Source organism: Streptomyces sp. NPDC057682, from assembly GCF_042799575.1.
Classification (GTDB): Bacteria; Actinomycetota; Actinomycetes; order Streptomycetales; family Streptomycetaceae; genus Streptomyces.
Genome location: NZ_JBHVIN010000001.1, coordinates 283,110 through 298,487, shown reverse-complemented (window position 1 = coordinate 298,487; position 15,378 = coordinate 283,110). Strand labels below are relative to the sequence as shown.

The 15,378-nt window shown below is 70.8% G+C and carries 16 protein-coding genes and 1 tRNA gene; 6 read left to right on the top strand and 11 right to left on the bottom strand.

What is annotated here, in order from left to right; all coding sequences use genetic code 11:
- The first annotated feature begins 261 nt into the window (after positions 1-261).
- Positions 262-594, top strand: a complete 333-nt coding sequence (locus tag ACFVDM_RS01410; RefSeq protein ID WP_383631356.1) for a hypothetical protein — start codon at positions 262-264, stop codon at positions 592-594.
- Positions 595-623: 29 nt separating this feature from the next.
- On the opposite strand, the gene ACFVDM_RS01405 is transcribed toward ACFVDM_RS01410, so the two are convergent.
- The 6 genes from ACFVDM_RS01405 to ACFVDM_RS01380 form a co-directional block, all read right to left on the bottom strand.
- Entirely contained in the window at positions 624-791 is a 168-nt protein-coding gene (locus ACFVDM_RS01405) for a hypothetical protein (protein WP_383631353.1), read from the bottom strand.
- Entirely contained in the window at positions 788-934 is a 147-nt protein-coding gene (locus ACFVDM_RS01400; RefSeq protein WP_383631350.1) for a hypothetical protein, read from the bottom strand. The genes ACFVDM_RS01405 and ACFVDM_RS01400 overlap by 4 nt, the downstream gene beginning before the upstream one ends.
- Positions 931-1,128, bottom strand: a complete 198-nt coding sequence (locus tag ACFVDM_RS01395; protein ID WP_383631348.1) for a hypothetical protein — start codon at positions 1,126-1,128, stop codon at positions 931-933. The genes ACFVDM_RS01400 and ACFVDM_RS01395 overlap by 4 nt, the downstream gene beginning before the upstream one ends.
- Before the next feature lie 82 nt (positions 1,129-1,210).
- A complete protein-coding gene (locus tag ACFVDM_RS01390) occupies positions 1,211-2,059 on the bottom strand; it encodes a helix-turn-helix domain-containing protein (protein ID WP_383631345.1) in 849 nt (282 codons plus the stop codon).
- Positions 2,059-2,589, bottom strand: coding sequence for a DUF6879 family protein (locus ACFVDM_RS01385; RefSeq protein WP_383631342.1), 531 nt, complete (start codon positions 2,587-2,589; stop codon positions 2,059-2,061). The genes ACFVDM_RS01390 and ACFVDM_RS01385 overlap by 1 nt, the downstream gene beginning before the upstream one ends.
- Complete coding sequence (locus ACFVDM_RS01380) at positions 2,558-2,803, bottom strand: hypothetical protein (protein ID WP_383631339.1); 246 nt, start codon at positions 2,801-2,803, stop codon at positions 2,558-2,560. Before ACFVDM_RS01380 ends, ACFVDM_RS01385 begins: the two co-directional genes overlap by 32 nt.
- A gap of 335 nt (positions 2,804-3,138) precedes the next feature.
- On the opposite strand from ACFVDM_RS01380, the gene ACFVDM_RS01375 reads away from it, so the two are divergent.
- Positions 3,139-3,495 (top strand): hypothetical protein, encoded by a 357-nt coding sequence (locus tag ACFVDM_RS01375; protein ID WP_383631336.1) that lies wholly within the window; start codon positions 3,139-3,141, stop codon positions 3,493-3,495.
- Between the two features lie 228 nt (positions 3,496-3,723).
- Positions 3,724-4,833, top strand: a complete 1,110-nt coding sequence (locus ACFVDM_RS01370) for a cell wall protein (protein ID WP_383631333.1) — start codon at positions 3,724-3,726, stop codon at positions 4,831-4,833.
- A 139-nt stretch (positions 4,834-4,972) separates the two neighbouring features.
- Here ACFVDM_RS01370 and ACFVDM_RS01365 read toward each other — a convergent pair whose 3' ends face one another.
- Positions 4,973-5,347: a DUF6344 domain-containing protein gene (locus ACFVDM_RS01365; protein WP_383631330.1), complete on the bottom strand. Its 375-nt coding sequence runs from the start codon at positions 5,345-5,347 to the stop codon at positions 4,973-4,975.
- A gap of 317 nt (positions 5,348-5,664) precedes the next feature.
- Between ACFVDM_RS01365 and ACFVDM_RS01360 the strand changes: the two genes are divergently transcribed.
- Both ACFVDM_RS01360 and ACFVDM_RS01355 read left to right on the top strand, forming a co-directional pair.
- The gene (locus ACFVDM_RS01360; protein ID WP_003958712.1) at positions 5,665-5,799 is read left to right on the top strand and encodes a DLW-39 family protein; all 135 of its coding nucleotides are present in this window, start codon (positions 5,665-5,667) and stop codon (positions 5,797-5,799) included.
- Positions 5,800-6,123: 324 nt separating this feature from the next.
- Positions 6,124-7,470, top strand: coding sequence for a hypothetical protein (locus tag ACFVDM_RS01355; RefSeq protein WP_383631327.1), 1,347 nt, complete (start codon positions 6,124-6,126; stop codon positions 7,468-7,470).
- Between the two features lie 39 nt (positions 7,471-7,509).
- Here the strand turns inward: ACFVDM_RS01355 and ACFVDM_RS01350 are convergent, their stop codons facing one another.
- Together ACFVDM_RS01350 and ACFVDM_RS01345 are read right to left on the bottom strand one after the other, a co-directional pair.
- Positions 7,510-8,901, bottom strand: a complete 1,392-nt coding sequence (locus tag ACFVDM_RS01350; RefSeq protein ID WP_383631324.1) for a protein kinase — start codon at positions 8,899-8,901, stop codon at positions 7,510-7,512.
- A 68-nt stretch (positions 8,902-8,969) separates the two neighbouring features.
- Positions 8,970-9,518, bottom strand: coding sequence for a helix-turn-helix domain-containing protein (locus tag ACFVDM_RS01345; RefSeq protein ID WP_383631321.1), 549 nt, complete (start codon positions 9,516-9,518; stop codon positions 8,970-8,972).
- A gap of 170 nt (positions 9,519-9,688) precedes the next feature.
- Between ACFVDM_RS01345 and ACFVDM_RS01340 the strand changes: the two genes are divergently transcribed.
- A tRNA-Ala gene (locus ACFVDM_RS01340) sits at positions 9,689-9,761 on the top strand.
- Positions 9,762-9,821: 60 nt separating this feature from the next.
- Here ACFVDM_RS01340 and ACFVDM_RS01335 read toward each other — a convergent pair.
- Both ACFVDM_RS01335 and ACFVDM_RS01330 read right to left on the bottom strand, forming a co-directional pair.
- Entirely contained in the window at positions 9,822-12,752 is a 2,931-nt protein-coding gene (locus tag ACFVDM_RS01335; protein ID WP_383631318.1) for an FG-GAP repeat domain-containing protein, read from the bottom strand.
- Positions 12,752-15,337, bottom strand: coding sequence for a S8 family serine peptidase (locus ACFVDM_RS01330; RefSeq protein WP_383631315.1), 2,586 nt, complete (start codon positions 15,335-15,337; stop codon positions 12,752-12,754). Before ACFVDM_RS01330 ends, ACFVDM_RS01335 begins: the two co-directional genes overlap by 1 nt.
- Positions 15,338-15,378: the final 41 nt, after the last annotated feature.

The window sequence follows — 15,378 nt, the reverse complement described above, 5'->3', positions numbered from 1 at the left end:
GCGAAAGCCTGCCTCTGACAGCTCCAGAAGAGCGGCGCTTGTCAAGACCGCGCACGGCGGCTGACACCAGCGGCTGACACCAACAAGCGCGAGCAGCAGCGGTCGACCCCGGACCTCAGTGGACGATCGGCCGAGCCCCACGACCGACTGATCGACGTCGACGGCCTTCAGGATCGACCTGATAAGGATGAGGCCACAGGGCCGAATCCTGCGAGCCGCACAGCAAACGGAGGCCGCCCGGTCGTCCGAGGGGGAGCGTTCATGCAGGTCGAGGTCGTCTGGTCGGATCTCTGGGTGCCGGTGTTCCTGATGGTGCTGAGCGTCGTCCTGGACCTTCTGGCCCGCCGCCGGCGCGTGCGGTCGTCCCGCCCGGTCCGGCCGGGTGCGCGGACCCACTGGCGATGGCTCCCGTTCATGTTCGGCCTGTCGACGGCCCTGGGCGAACTCGCCGTCCTGCTCGACGTCCCCGGCGCCTGGACCACGGTCCTGGAGGCTGTCTCGTACGTGCTCGCCGTGACGGCCGTGTTCATGGCCGTCCGCGTGGTCCTTGTTCTCCTCGTACGCGGGGTCCGGCGGGGGCGTACGTGGGGGTGAGGGGGGGCCTGTGGCGGGGTGCTCGCGGGTTACGCGTCCGGTGCGGTGTCGGGCGCGGTGCGCGGGCTCGTTCCGGGTTCGGGAGGGGTTGCCGGGGCGGGGTGCCACTGGAGCCTGATCCTGTGTTCTTCGCAGTAGGCCTCGCCCTCGTGGTCGAAGGAGAGGGGGTGGTCGTGGCCGAGGGGGCAGAGGGTCACCGGGCCGCCTTCCAGGCCCGGCCGAGGTGCGCGGCGGTGGGGCACGCGGCTCCGGTACGGCAGGCGGGGCACGTGGAGGTGTGGCCGATCAGTGCGCGGTAGGCCTTGTCGGAGCATGTCTTCGGGGACTTCGTCGATGTCATGCCCGTTCCCTTCGGCAGGTGGAGCAGCAGCGAGGAAACCAGTGCACGGCGGAGCCGGAGACCGCGATCGGGCGGGGGCCGAGGTCGTGGGCCGCCGTGTTGGCCAGTGGGGCCGCGCACCAGACGCAGGACGCACCGCGCTGTTGGGCGTCGGACAGTGTGGTGGGATCCGGGAGGGGTACTGCGGTGGTCATGGTGTTTCCCCGCTTGCGGTCGGTGGACGTGATCGACCGTAGGAGCGGTCACCGTCGCGCGGGACGGAGTTTCTACGTGTTTCTACGTGAGCACGGAGAGCGCCTGCGCAATCAGCCGTGAGGCACCTGGCCCCTGCTCTGCGGCTGCTGTCAGTTCCTCGTGGGCCGCCAGGTACTGCGCTACCTCGGACGGAGCCGTAACGGTGATCGCGGCCGTCAGAAGTTCTACCGCCACCTGCTCGGTATCGAAGATCGTGAATGTCTCCAGCGGCCACATCACGGCAGCACGTGCGGGGACGATGCCCAGGGTTACGGAGGGCAGAGTCGCTGCCTGAAGCAAGTGGCTGAGTTGCTCGGCCATGACGTCCGGTCCGCCGATCCGGCGCCGCAGGACGCTCTCCTCGATGAGGATCGGGAAGCGTCGGCCGGGACGGCGGATGATCTGCGACCGTTCGAGACGGGCATCGGCAGCTGCGGCAGAGTCGTCAGGGGTGCCGCTGAACCGGGCGATCTCCGAAAGAAGCGCGGTTGCGTAGGCCCGAGTCTGAAGCATGCCGGGGATGACGTTGCTGCAGTACACCCGCATGGTTCTCGTACGCTCGTACAGCGGGCGCCGTGCCTGCTGGACCGCCCGTAGGCCGGTGCGCTGCACGCGGCGCCACTCGGTGTACATCTGCTGCGCCTGGCGGCTTGCGGCGATGAGGTCTGTGGCCTCGTCGTCTGCCCCGCAGGCGCGACACCAGGCCCGGATGTCGTCGTCGCTCGGGTGGGACCGTCCGCTCTGGAGACGGCTCACCTTGGACCCGTGCCACCCTGTGCGTTCGGCGAGTTGCTGCCCCGTCAGGCCCGCGTCCTGGCGGAGGGCGCGCAGGCGCACCGCGATGCGGTCGCGTACCTCCTGGACGCGGGCTGACGGAGAAGCGGAAGCCATCAGGTGATCGTGAACTCCTGGTGCGGTACGGCCCGTTCCCATACCGTGCGAAAGGCCGCAGCCGTCTGCTCCGCGACCTCCGCCCGGTCGTCGAGCACATCCCGCAGGTGCGTGCCGTCACCGGCGAAGTGGTGCCACCGGATCAGGCGCCCGTCGAACAGCCAGAAGTCGTGCGCTGGAAGGAGGAGCCCGACCGCATGCTCCCTGGGAAGCCAGCGAACGTCCTCGCCGGCGGCGACGTTGCGTCCGGTGCACGCGTGCTCGAACCGGATGTACTCGGTCGCCGGCGTGCTGATGACCCGAGCGCGCTGGACGGAGACACCACGATCGACAGCCGCCCCGACCGCGTCGTGGAAGTGCCCCCACCATGAGGTCGGGTCGTCGACGTCGGCCAGCTCACCCGCGCGCCAGTCCTTCAGCCCCTGGTCCTCCTCGTCGACCGCGTAGACATCCCGGGTTTCCAGGTGGACGGCTGAGGTGGTGCACTGAGCCAGGAGGTCAGCGAACGGCGGCAGGACGAGCTGCGACATCGAGCACCGCCTTCAGCGCGTCGGCCATGCGGGCAGGCAGCCGCACCACCGCCTCGTTGTCCGGGATCGGGCCTGACTCCAGGCACTGCGCGGTCAGCTTCTCGTCCGCGGTCCACCCTTGGATGACGAACTCCTGATTCGCGTCGTCGAACCAGACCGTGGGGCAGTGATCGCCGTTGGTCTCGGGGTCCTTCGCGATGAAATGTAAGGCCATGGCTGTCTCCGCTGGTCAGGGTTTGCGTGAGTTTCTACGGCCGTGCTTCGCTCATGGTGCCGCGACTTCACGTGCCGTGGGCCGGAACGCACGAGACATCGTGGTGATGCCCGCTCCGTTCCCGGGGTGGAAGGATGGTGCACGGTCGGTCTCCTGGTGATGCCAGGGCTCTGACTGGCCCCGGCCATGTGGAGGTGCGAACTCCGGGCCGGGGCTCTTCTGTTGGTACGGGACCGGTGGCGGCCTCGCGGGAACGAAGCTAAACCCTGGGCTTGATGAACGTCAAGCCTGGGGTTTAGGATCGTGTTGCCCGCGCCGCAGGAGGGAGCGCGGGCATGGCGGACGATCTTGAGCAGGTCGGGGAGGTGAGACGCCTGGTGGAAGCTGTCGCGGCGTTCGATGACATCGAGGACGACGAGGCCTGTGCCCTGGCTTTGACTCGCGTCCTGGCGGACTGGCCCGGGTATCAGGCGCGGCTGCGAGAACTTCGCCAGCAGCGGGTCAACGCCCTCAAGAAGCAGGGCAGGACGTGGAGGGAGATCGGGGAACTCCTCGGCGGGATCTCCGCTGCGCGTGCCCAGCAGATCGGTACGGGCCAGAGCGGAGCGCAGCGCCGCCGGGTCGGTCGGGAGGCGCAGGGGCCTGCCGGTGAACAGGAACGGCCGAGCGGTGTAGAGACCACCCGGCCATAGCGGCCGGCGGGCTGTTCCCCCCGTCGGCCGGAATCCGCTGTGAAGATTCGTCGTCGCTCGTAGGGCCGGGGCCCGTGTGGTGAGTACGCCCACGTCCTGAGCCGTCCGGAAACGGGCCCCGCCCGCCCCAAGAACCACGGAAATGTGATGCGCCATGCCACCGGCGCGGCTTCGTGCTGCGCTTCTTCGTCGTGCCCGGATACGGATGCGGAACCGGAATGGGTTCCCGTGCCCCGCCGCTGCCAGGAGATCGACTCGACCGCTTCCCGGCGGGCCCGGCCCGGGGCGTGGTTGCGGGCGGTGGAGTGGCTGGTCGGGGCGGGGGTGCATCGCCGGGGCGGGGCGACGACGCTGGTCGTCGCGCGGGAGCTGGCCGGGCGGATGGACTACCGGCGGGGGCTGGTGCTCTACGACCTCGAAGGCACCGCCGTCCGGTGCGGGGTCTCGGTGGCGACCGTGAAGCGGCATGTGCGGGTACTGCGCGAACTGGGCGCCCTCGTCTGGCGGCGGCACGGGTCGAAGCGGAATCTGCGGTTGCCGGGGCGGCGGTACGCGGGTACGGCGACCGTCTACGCGGCCACGATCCCGCCGGCGTACGACGCCGCGCTGGGCCACCGCCTCGACGGCAGCGGGTACGGGGCGCGGGTGTGCGGGGTCACGGAGGAGGGGCGGGAGCGGGCGGTGCGGGCGGCCCGCGCCCCGGAGCGGGACGGGGTGGATGCGCCGCGTCGGCGTGAGCCCCATTCTTCTGGCGCCCACCACGACCTGCGCACCCCTGATACGAGAGGGAGGAAGAACGACACCACGCGTGGGCGCGCTTCCTCGCGGTCGCCGTTCCAGGTCGCCCGGGACATCGCCGTGGCCCGGCAGGTGCGCCCGCTCGTCGCCTGGACGCAGCGGGAGGGGCTGCGCCGCCTCGCGTACGCGCTGCGGCCGTTCATCGACCGGGGGCTCGACGCGCGGGACATCGCCGCCGAACTCCACGGGATGGCCCCCGGGTGGCGTCCCGCCCGTCCGGCCGCGTACATCACCGCCGTACTGACGGCCGAGCGGGAGAGGGCGGAGGCCCATGGCGCCGCGCCCCGGCCCGAGGAGTTCCGGCGTGCGGTGGCGGAGGTGAGAGGGCCGGGAGTCGTGGTGGGGGCCGAGGGCGCGGCGTACGGGATCGACGGGCTGGGGCGGGCGGACGTCGTCCGCCTCCGGTCGGCCGCGCGGACCGATCGCGCGCTGGTGCTCGTGGCCCTGGAGAACCTGGGTGAGCGGGACACGCGGCGGCTGTACACGAACCGGCTCGTGGACGATGCGCTGTTCCACGCCTTCCGCCGGGCGAGGGGATGAGGGCATGAAGAAGGCCCCTGCCGGGCCGGGGCGCGCAGAACGGGCAGAAAGCCCCGCCGGGCCAGGGCATGAGGGCATGAAGAAGGCCCCTGCCGGGGGTTCCGGTGCAGGGGCCTCGTGGTGGCGTGGTGCCGCGCGCTCAGGGGGGTAGCGGGACCCCGTCCTGGGAGGAGGGGTGGCCCGGTCCGGCGTGGGTGCCGTGGGGAGCGTGCGTGGTGTTCAGGGTGTCGGGGGCGAGGAGGCGGGTGGCGGGGGAGGAGCCGTGGGCCTCGGCCCGGATGCGCTGCTTCATCGTGGGGGGAAGGGCCCGGTCGCGCGGAAGGGTCCATCGGACCGACGGGGTGGTCACGGTTGCGGGGACCGGGGCCGTGTGCTTCTGGGTCGTGGTCGCCGGCTCCGTGACCGTGGCTTCCGTGGCCGAGGCGGTGGAGCTCGCGAAGCCGAGTGCGGCGAGAAGGGCGAAGAAGGCGGTGACGAGGGCGGTCCAGATGTTCCTGGGCTTGAAGGTGCTCATGGCCCCTCACTTTCGGGTGGTCCGGTTTGCTTACCTTTCTGATGATGTGGATCCGGCCCGCGATTGCGTGGAGCGACGCCGCCGATATGCCGTTCTTCAGATGAACACCACTCGTATGGTTCAACCGGGGCCGGCGACGGGCCGGGGAGGCCCTGTGAAGAGGGGGCCGGCGGCCGTGGCGGGAGACGCATATTCCGGCGATGATCGCTCGTCGGCAGGCGCCAGTTGGGTTGCGGGGAGGTCACCGGACGATATCGGCCGATGTGTATAGTCGGGCAGCAGAAGTCCCTTAAGCCAAGGAAAGACGAGGTCGCGCGGTGAAGAAGCTTCTCCTGGTCGCACTGGCCGCCATCGGCGGGCTCCTCGTGTACCGCCAGATCCAGGCGGATCGCGCCGAGCAGGATCTGTGGACGGAGGCGACCGACTCCGTGCCCGCAGGTTCGGGTGTGTGAGACGGAACAGTCCGTAACGGGCCCCGGTCGCTGACGCGGCCGGGGCTTCGTGCTGTTGCGGGACCGTGACGCCTGTGCTCTTGGGTTCACGTAAGCGAATCATTACGTTGCTTGAGCGAAGGCGTGAGGGGTTCCGGCCCCGGGAGCGGCGGACAAGACGGGCGATTCGATCGCGTCCGCAGACAGCGGTGGTGCGGGAGGGGCAGGATGGACCGGCGTCGCGGCTGCTGCCGGTACGGCCGTCCCGGCCGGGGTGTCCGCCGTGGTCGCACAGGGACGCAGTCGCCGCCGGGCAGCGGCACGGACGACGAGGGGAAGCGCGTGATGAGGCAGCGCAGCAGGGGCCGGGTGGCGCTGGCGGCGGCCGCGGCGATGTGCGCGGTGGCGGCGCTGCCGGGGCAGGCGTACGCGGCGGACGCCGGGTACGGCTTCGATCCGGGTGCGAAGACCGTGGCCGGTGCGGCGGTGAACACCGACGCGTCGGAGCTGACGGCCGGTTCGGTCTACCGCTCCACGATCGGGACCGGGCAGAAGCTCTACTACCGCCTCAACCTCGACGCGACGACCAACGCCTACGTCTCGGCCGTCGTCGTGCCCAAGGCCGGCGGCAAGGTCGCCTACGGGGACGGCGTCTCGATCAGCATCAGGGACGGCTCCGATCTGCGGTGCAGCTCCGGGGACGCCCACTTCCGCTCGACGGACTTCCCGCACCCGGTCACCGCGTACGCCTACCGGACCGTGGACAAGGACAGCAGTTCCTGCCAGGCCGCCGGTACGTACAACGTCCTGGTCGAGCGGGAGAGCGCGGCCACCTCCTCGACCGAGGAGTGGGAGCTGGAACTGCGCTACGACGCCGAGCCCGCGCTCGCCGACGGGCAGGCGATGCCCACCCAGGCACCCACGCAATGGCCGTCCGCCTCCCCGGTCCCGCCCACCCCCGCCACCGACAACCGGCGCCACGGCGGCGCGGGTTACTACGACGCGGTGAGCCTGGGGACGGGCGAGTGGAAGGACGAGATCGCCCCGGGGCAGACGCTGTTCTACCGGGTCCCGGTGGACTGGGGGCAGCAGCTCTTCACCACGGTGGGCCTCGGCAACAGCACCGCGTCCGGCAAGAACGCCTTCGTCGGGAACGCCCTTGGGCTCTCCCTCGCCAATCCGGCCCGCGGCCATGTCGACGCGGCCTCGCCGCTCTCGTACAGCGGCAAGCCCGGCTCCGTCTCGCTGGACCCGCTGCCACCCGTCGCGTACGTGAACCGGCTGGCCTCGGCCGACGACGTGAGCGGGATGCGCTTCGCGGGCTGGTACTACCTGGCCGTGTCGCTGAGCCCGAAGGTCGCCAAGGCGTACGGGGACCAGCCGTTCCCGCTGACCCTGTCCGTGAAGGTGACCGGTGAGGCGGGCGGATCGCCGTACGCGGGCGACGCGGGCATCTTCGCCGTCACCAAGAAGGACAAGGATCTCGCCCGCACCGGCCGCAGCGGCCCGCAGGCGGCGGCCGACGAGAGCGGCACGATGAAGCTGATCGGCGCCGCGGGCGTCGGGACGGGCACCGTGCTGGTCCTGGGCCTCGGCGCCTGGACCCTGCTCGCCAGGCGCCGCGCGGCCGGCGGCTCCGCCTCCGCCGCCTCCGCCCAGTCGCCGTACGGGCAGCCGCCGCAGGCCTGGTAGCCGGGCCGGGCCCGAAGTCTCAGGGCCCGGCATCAGGCCTCAGGCCTGGGTGAACGCCCAGATGCCCACCGCGAAGCAGACCAGCGCCAGCAGCAGCACCGAGGCCGCCACCTTGGGGGACGGTCCCGGCCGCGCCGCCGGGGCCGCGTGGGCGGCCGGGGCCTGCGGGGCCTGCGGTGCGGCCGGGGTGTGCGCGGCCAGCGGGTGCTGCGCGGTGTAGGCGCGGGTCAGCGGCTGCTCCTGCGGTACGGCAGCCGTCGGTGCCTGCGAGAGGTCCTGCGGGGGCGGCGCGGCGTACGTCGAGGCCGTGGGCGTCGGGTACGGACCGGGGGCCGACTGCTGGGGCGGCGGCGGGAGATGGAAGCTCCCGGTCTCCGACATCGAGGGCGGAGGGGAGGCGTACGGCTGCTGCCCGCCGGTCTGCTGCCCCCCGGTCGGCTGTCCCCCGGCGTGCTGCCCACCGGTCTGCTGCCCCGTGAACGCCGACCCCGTGAACGGCTGTCCCGCCGCCGGCGTCCCCGCGCCCTGCCCGCCCGACGGCCCCGCGGCCGGCAGCGGTCCTTCCGGGCCGAACCCGGCGGGCAGCGGGCCGATCTGGTCGAAGACCTCCACCGGCTCGTCGTCCACCGACGGCTCGGGCAGCATCTCCGCCGCGGCCGCCAGCGCCTTGCGCGCGCCCGTCGCCGTACGGAACCGGGCCTGCGGGTCCGGCTGGAGCAGTCCCGCGAGGACCTGCCACAGCGGCTCGGGGATGCCCTGCGGGGCGCCGGGCGTACCGAAGTTGGCGAAGTGCTCCACGAGGGCCTGGGAGTCGGGCTTCTGCCCCTGGAGCAGATACAGGGCGACCAGGCCGACCGCGAACAGGTCCGCGGGGAAGTCCGGTTCCGCGCCCATCATCTGCTCGGGCGCGAAATAACCCGGCGTCCCCACCACGTAGTTGGTCTCGGTCAGCCGGGGCTCGCCCTTGCGCATGGAGATGCCGAAGTCGGACAGCCGCAGGTGCGGCCGGCCCGTACCCGTCGCCTCCAGCAGGATGTTGGCCGGTTTGATGTCCCGGTGCACGACCCCCTCGGCGTGCACCGTCGACAGACCGGACAGCAGCTGGTCGAGCAGCGTGCAGACGAACGCCGGGGGCAACGGCCCGTAGTCACCGATGACATGGGCCAGCGAACCGCCGGTCACCAGGTCCATGGTGAACAGGACCTTGTCGTCGTCCGCCGCCCAGCTCGCCGGGGCGAGCACATGCGGGTGCTCGATGCGCAGCGCCTGCTCGCGCACGAAGCGCAGCAGCGTGTGCGCGTCGCTCTGCTGGAGCACCTTGGCCGCCACATAGCGGCGGCGCCGGTGGTCCCAGGCGCGCCAGACGGCGCCGACCCCACCGCGTCCGATCGGATCGACCAGCTCGTACCGACCAGCGAAGACCTCACCCATCGCGCTGCGCCCGCTCTCCGTCCCTGTCCCGGTCCGTCCGTGTACGCCCGTGCACGCCGTGCGTCCGGCTAGCTCTGGTGGGCCTCGTAGTGCGCCACCGCTTCCGCGGTGCGGCCCGCCCCGTACACCCTGAGGAACTCTGCCAGCTCCGGCTGGGTCGCGGCGAGGGAGTCGGCGGCATCGATGATGTCTCCGGCCGCCGCGACGGAGCGCAGCAGCGACTGGATCTCGCGCACCACCCGGCGCACGGTGGGCGCGCCGCCGGTCGTCGAGGTCTGGCCGGTGCCGGTGAGCACCGAACCGCCCTGCGACTTCTTGATCTCCTCCATGCGCTCGGTGGCCTCCCCCGCGCTGACGCTGCCGTCCGCGACCTGCCCGGCCAGCTCCTGGAGCGCCTGGACGCGCTGGACGACCGCCGGATTGCCGATCTTCGCCCGCTGGCCGCTCATCAGCTGGGAGAGCATGGGGGCGGAGAGCCCGAGCACCGCGGCGAGCCGGGCCTGGTTGAGGCCGAGGTCGTCGATCAGCCGGCGGAAGAGCGCGCCCAGCGGCTCCCCGTACCAACTGCGCTGAAGATCCCTCGCTCTGGCCGTTGCCTCTTGCTGCGCTGCATCCATGGCGTCTCCCCTTCGCTGCGGCTTCGCTGCTGCGAACCTCGTCGTGCATCTTACGGAGCGTGGTCGAAGACCGGGAGGCCTTATCTTTTTGGAAGTTTCCGGGGGGTAGCCGGTAGTCTGGTCTGCGGCGGTGGCCCATGACGCATGCGGTCGTGCGCTGCCCGTTTTCCGGGGCCTTAGCTCAGTTGGTAGAGCGCTGCCTTTGCAAGGCAGATGTCAGGAGTTCGAATCTCCTAGGCTCCACAGCACAGAAGCACCCTCCGACCCGCTCCTGCGGGTCGGAGGGTGCTTCTTCGTGTGGGGTCAGGACAGGGTGTACGTCGTGACCTGGTGGATGCCGTTGTCGGTGACGAAGTAGCCGCCGCCGAACTCGCCTGCCGAGCGGTCCCGGCCGGCGTCGTCGCCGTTCAGCGACATGACCTCGTCGACACCGTCCCCGTCCAGGTCGCCCGCGAAGTAGTTGCGGGCGCCCGCGAGGCTGCCGATGCTGCCGACGCCGTTGCCCCAGGAGTCGTCGGAGTCGACGACGATGGGGTCGAAGAGGTACAGGCTGGACTCGGAGCCGGAGACGAGGAGCGAACGCCCGCCCGGCCCCGTGATGAATCCACCGTTGTACGTCTGGGGGGTGAGCAGCTGCGTCTTGTCGTCGCCGTTCGCCCGGAACCGCCGGAACGACGACGTGCCGGCCTCGTACAGCACCCCGTCCTTGGCGAAGAAGTTGTTGTGCGTCCACAGACCGCCCGAGACCAGGGAGTGCAGCACCTCACCGGTCCGGCCGTCACGGATCTCGAAGTAGTTCTGCGGGCTGATCATCTGCTGGCCGTCGAAGTTGATGGGCGCGTTGACCACCCACACGTAGGCCACGGCGTGGCCGCCCGCGTACGGGATCTCCTTCGACGCGAAGACGCCCTGGTTCGGGTCGAGGCCGCGTACGCCGTCGATCGCGTTGCCGGGGGCCTTCGGCGCGGCGGACCAGTGGACCTTGCCGTTCTTGGCGTTGAGCGCGACCGCGGTCGTCACCGGGGACGACTGCTGGTAGGCGTTCAGGGTGGCGTACGCGGCGTACACCCGGCCGTCGTTGACGGACACGTCGCCGAAGCGCACGTCGCCCGCCTCCTCGGGGGCGTTGTACGTCCAGATGGCGTGGCCGTCGCCGTAGTAGGCGCGTACCGCGTCCGTCGGGACGACGATGTCCTGCTCGCCGTCGCCGTTGAGGTCCGCGAGCTGCACCGAGCGGACGAACTGGCCCTCGCCGGCCTCGATGGTGGCGAGCGTCTTGCCGTTCCTGCCGTTGAGGACGACCGTCGCGGTGTCGGCCGCGACGACGATCTCGGGCTGGCCGTCACCGTTGACGTCGCCGACCTGGATGTCGTGGACAGCGCCGGGGACCGTGGCCTGCCACAGCTTCTCGGGCTTGTTGCCGTTGACCAGCGAGGGACCCGAGTAGGCCCAGACGCCGTTGGAAGAGCCGCCCATCACCACATCGGTCTTGCCGTCCTTGTTCAGGTCGGCGCCCTTGGCATACGCGATGTCGCCCTGGAGCGGCGTGACGTTCTCCGCCTTGCCGTTGCCCAGCTTGAAGGTGCGGATGTTCTGGCCCTGGTCGATCACCCGGACGTGGGAGCCCGAGGCGTCGGTGTAGAGGTCCTGGAACATGGGCGAGGCCGCGACGTCCTCGGACTTCCACGCGACCTTGCCGCCGCCGGAGAAGACGGTGAGCGAGGCGTAGCGCAGGCTGCCCCGGTTCTCCGGCTCGAACATCTCGCGGTCGTTCTGCGCGGAGGCGACCAGCTTGCCGTCGATGACTCCGAGGCCCCAGGTGCTGGGCGCGTCGTGGCCGTTCTCGGGATCCCGCTTGGTCGTGTTCGACCAGAGGATCTTGTCCGCGTTGTCGCCATTGACGACGCGGATGGTGCTGGCGTTGATGAAGAGGTTCTCGTCGAACGAGGACTCCGAGACGGCGTACTCGTCGCCCGCCTTCGCCTTGAGGTCACCGACCGCCAGCGCGGTGGGCAGCACGTTGTCGCGGCCGCTCAGCGTGGCGCGGTGGCCGGTCTTCAGGTCGTACGCGGCGATCTCGTAGTGCACCGCGTCGTTGACGTCCGACTGCTCGACGGCCACGAGACGCTTGCGTCCGGCGTCCAGGCGCATGATGCGGCTGTACAGCACGCTGTCGGTCCGCCAGGTGACCGACCCGTCGGCGGTGTCGAGCACAGCGGTGTGGCTGCGGCCGTCGACGCCCTCGGCCCTGGCGAGGTTCCAGGAGACGGCGACCTTGCCCTTGCCGAGGTCCTGGATGTCGCCCCAGTTGGTGTACCGGGTCTCCTTCGTGTCGAAGGACCAGGTCTGCGCCGGGGTGAGCTTGCCGTCGGCGCCCGCGGAGAAACGGATGCCGGTGAGGGTGGCGGTCGCGTCGGCCGGGACCTTCGCGTCGCTGCTCATCCGGGGCGCGTCGGCGATCAGCAGGGTGCCGTTCACGATCTTGACCATCGAGGCGTAGTTGTACAGCTTCGACCAGACCGTGGCCCCGGTCCTGCCGTCGAGGACCGTCACGAAGGTGCCGGTGCTCAGGTCCGAGCCCGGGGAGGTGAAGGCCCGCGGGTACGGGGTGGCGCCGACCTTGGCCGAGAACACCAGGTCCGGAACGCCGTCGCCGGTCAGGTCACCGGCGGAGTAGCCGGACTGCGAGTTCGGCGAGAACGGCGTGACCGCGTTGTAGCCCATGAGGACCTGGGGCGGGTACGGCTCGACGCGCCACACCTGGAGCGGCTTGACCTGCCAGTCCGTGTAGAACGAGCTGCTGGTGCGGGCCCAGGTCTCGCTGCCGTCGGCGGCGTGGAGCTGGACGTTGCCCATGCTGTTGACGGAGTAGTAGGCGCCGTTCTTGCCGACCGGCACCGTGGCGCCCAGACCGCGCACGCCTTCCAGCGTGGACTTCGCGGTCATGGTGACCTTGGTGGACGGGTCGACGGCGGTGGCGGCGAGGCCGGTCTTCGCGGCGGGCGCGGACGCGTCCGAGGCGTCCTTCTGCGTGCCGGTGGTGTCCTCGGCCTTGACGTACGGGTCGAGGCTGACGTTGGCCGCGAGCTTCTTCGCCTGGGCGCTGGTCAGCTTCATCGGCGCGTCGCCGCCGCTGCCGGCGGCCAGGGCCTGCGGGGCCGCGGTCAGGCACAGACCCGCCGCGACGAGGCCGGCGGCGAGCTGAAGCGCCCGCCGGGAGTGCTGGGCTCTCATTACTTCGCTCCCTGGGTGAAGACGACGGCGGTGCCGGCGGCGATCACGGGCTGGTTGTACGCGTACTGGAAGGCGTCGGTGCCCGACTGGTTCGCGAGGCCGACGGTGGCGCCCGCGCCCTGGTCGGGGACGCTCTTGTACTGGAAGGTCACCGCTCCGGTGGCCTCGTCGAACACGGCCTCGAAGGTGGCGCGGCCCGCGGTGCCGTTGGCGTAGGCGGCGTTGTTCCACACGATGGCGAAGGTGCGGTTGCCCTTGGTGCCGGTGGTGGCGGTCTGCACGGAGGACTTCTTGTCGAGCGTCAGGTCGTCCCACAGCGGGGCGACGATGCCCTTCACGCCGTTGACGCCGGTCGTCGGCAGAGCGGTGTTGTTGTAGTCACCGACCCGCGCGGACAGGAAGTTGACCAGACCGTCGGTGGTGACCGAGGCGGTGGAGTACGAGACGCCGTAGTGCTTCACCGGGAAGGGCAGCGAGACGGTGGCGGAGTCCTCGTCACCGGTCAGGGAGACCTTCTTGGAACCCGCGATCCAGGAGTACGCGGCCGGGGCGCAGATGTTGCCGGAGTTGTCCGTGCGGTTGGGAACCCGCACGTCCTTCGTCAGGTCGGCGGTGCCGACGGTGGCGCCCCCGGTGTAGACACCGTTGCACAGGACCGGGGCGGCGGGCTTCACGGCCAGGCTGTAGGAGCCCTCGGCCACCTTCTTGAAGGCGTACGCGCCGTTGGCGTCGGTCGTGACGGCGGGCAGCGGCGTGCCGTTCAGCTCGACCGTGGCGCCGGGCAGCGGCTTGCCGGTGACGTCGCGGACGATGCCGGAGACCTGGTGGCTGGGCACCGCGGTCAGCGCGATGTCCTGGGCGTACGCCTGGCTCTCGGCCAGGGTGACACCGGCGGCCGAGCCGTTCCCGTAGCCGTAGCCGCTGAACTCGAAGGAGTACGTTCCGGCGGCCAGCGGCAGACGGTAGGTGCCGTCGGTGTTGGTGGTGACCGTGCGGACCGCGCCGGCCGCGTCGGTGGACTTCACGGTGATGTTGGCCAGGGCGGCGCCGGTCGCCTTGTCGGTGGCCCTGCCGCTGACGACGGCCGCGGTGTGCGGGGCCTTGTCGACGGAGGCGAGGATGTCGAGCTTGCCGTTGCCCCACACGTAGTTCATGCCGGCGGTGCCACCGCAGTGGGTGTCGTCGACGTCACGCGCGCCCTCGTTGAGGAGGTTGCGGGTCTCCTCGATGTTGCCGATCAGCGAGGGGGCCGCCGACCACAGGAGCGCGACCGCGCCCGCGACGTGAGGGGTCGCCATCGACGTGCCGTTGATGGTGTTGTACGAGCTGCCCGGCCAGGTGGACGGGATCTGGACGCCCGGGGCCGAGATGTTCGGCTTCTCGCTGCCGTCGGTCGGCGAGGGGCCGAAGCCGGAGAAGTTGGCGATTTTGCCGTTCACGTCGTAGGCGCCGACACCGTAGGAGTCGGCCTGCGCGCCCGGCGGGTGCGTCGTGGAGCAGGTGACGCCGTCGCCGTCGTTGCCGGCCGCGAACGCCTCGAAGATGCCCGCCGCGTCCCAGGCCGCCAGGATGTCCTGGTAGAACGGGGTGGACGTGTCCTTGTTGCCCCAGGAGTTGTTGACGATGTTCGGGGCCAGGTCCGGGCGCGGGTTCTGACCGTTGTGGTCGGTCGGCGCGAGGATCCACTGACCGGCGGCGAGCAGCTCGTCGTCGTAGCAGATGTCGGAGGCGCAGCCCTTGGCGGCGATCCACTTGGCGTTCGGCGCGACACCGAGGCCGTTCTTGGCGACCATCGTGCCCATCGTGTGGGTGCCGTGGCCGTTGTTGTCGCACGGCGCGGTCGTCGGGCACTGCCCGCTCGCGTCGTAGAAGTTGTAGTCGTGCGAGAAGGTGCCGTCGCCGTTGTTGCCGCGGTAGTTCGCGACGAGGTCGGGGTGGTCGTACTGCACACCCGAGTCCACGTTGGCGATGACGATGCCCTCGCCGCGGTCCTGGTACTGGTCCCAGACCTGGTCTGCCTTGATGTCCGAGACGCCCCACGCCGGTGCGTCGGTGCCGTCGGCGGACGAGTCGGTGCCCAGCGCGGCGGCGCGCGAGGCGGTGACCTTCTTGTCGGAGGTCTCGATGTCGTCGAGCTTGAACGAGTGCTGCTTGACGACCGATGCCACGTCCGAGCGCTTCGCGATCTCGTTCACGAGGGCCTGGTCGCCGGTGACCTTGACGGTGTTGGTGATCCAGTAGTCCTCGTGACCGACCTTCTTCTTGTCGAGGAAGGTGTTCAGCGAGCGCTGCGAGGTCGTCGCGTGCGCGCGCAGTTCGCTGTAGGCGGCCGTGGCCTTCTTCGCGTGCGTCTTCTGCTTCTTCGCCCCGGTCAGGTCGGCCTGGTCCTTCAGGACGACGAAGAACGTGGCGTCGCCACCGCCCTTCACCGCGCTCGTGAGGGCCGCGTCGACCTTGGCCGAAGGGGTCGGCGAGGGGGAGTCCGCGGCCAGGGCCGGCAGCGGAGTGGTCAGCAGGGTGGCCGCGGCGAGCGAGGCCACCGCCCACACGGCGCGTCTGCGCCTGGGCGGTCGGGGCAGGGGCATCGGGCACTCCTCCGGGGGAAGGTACGAGGTGCCCGCACCCT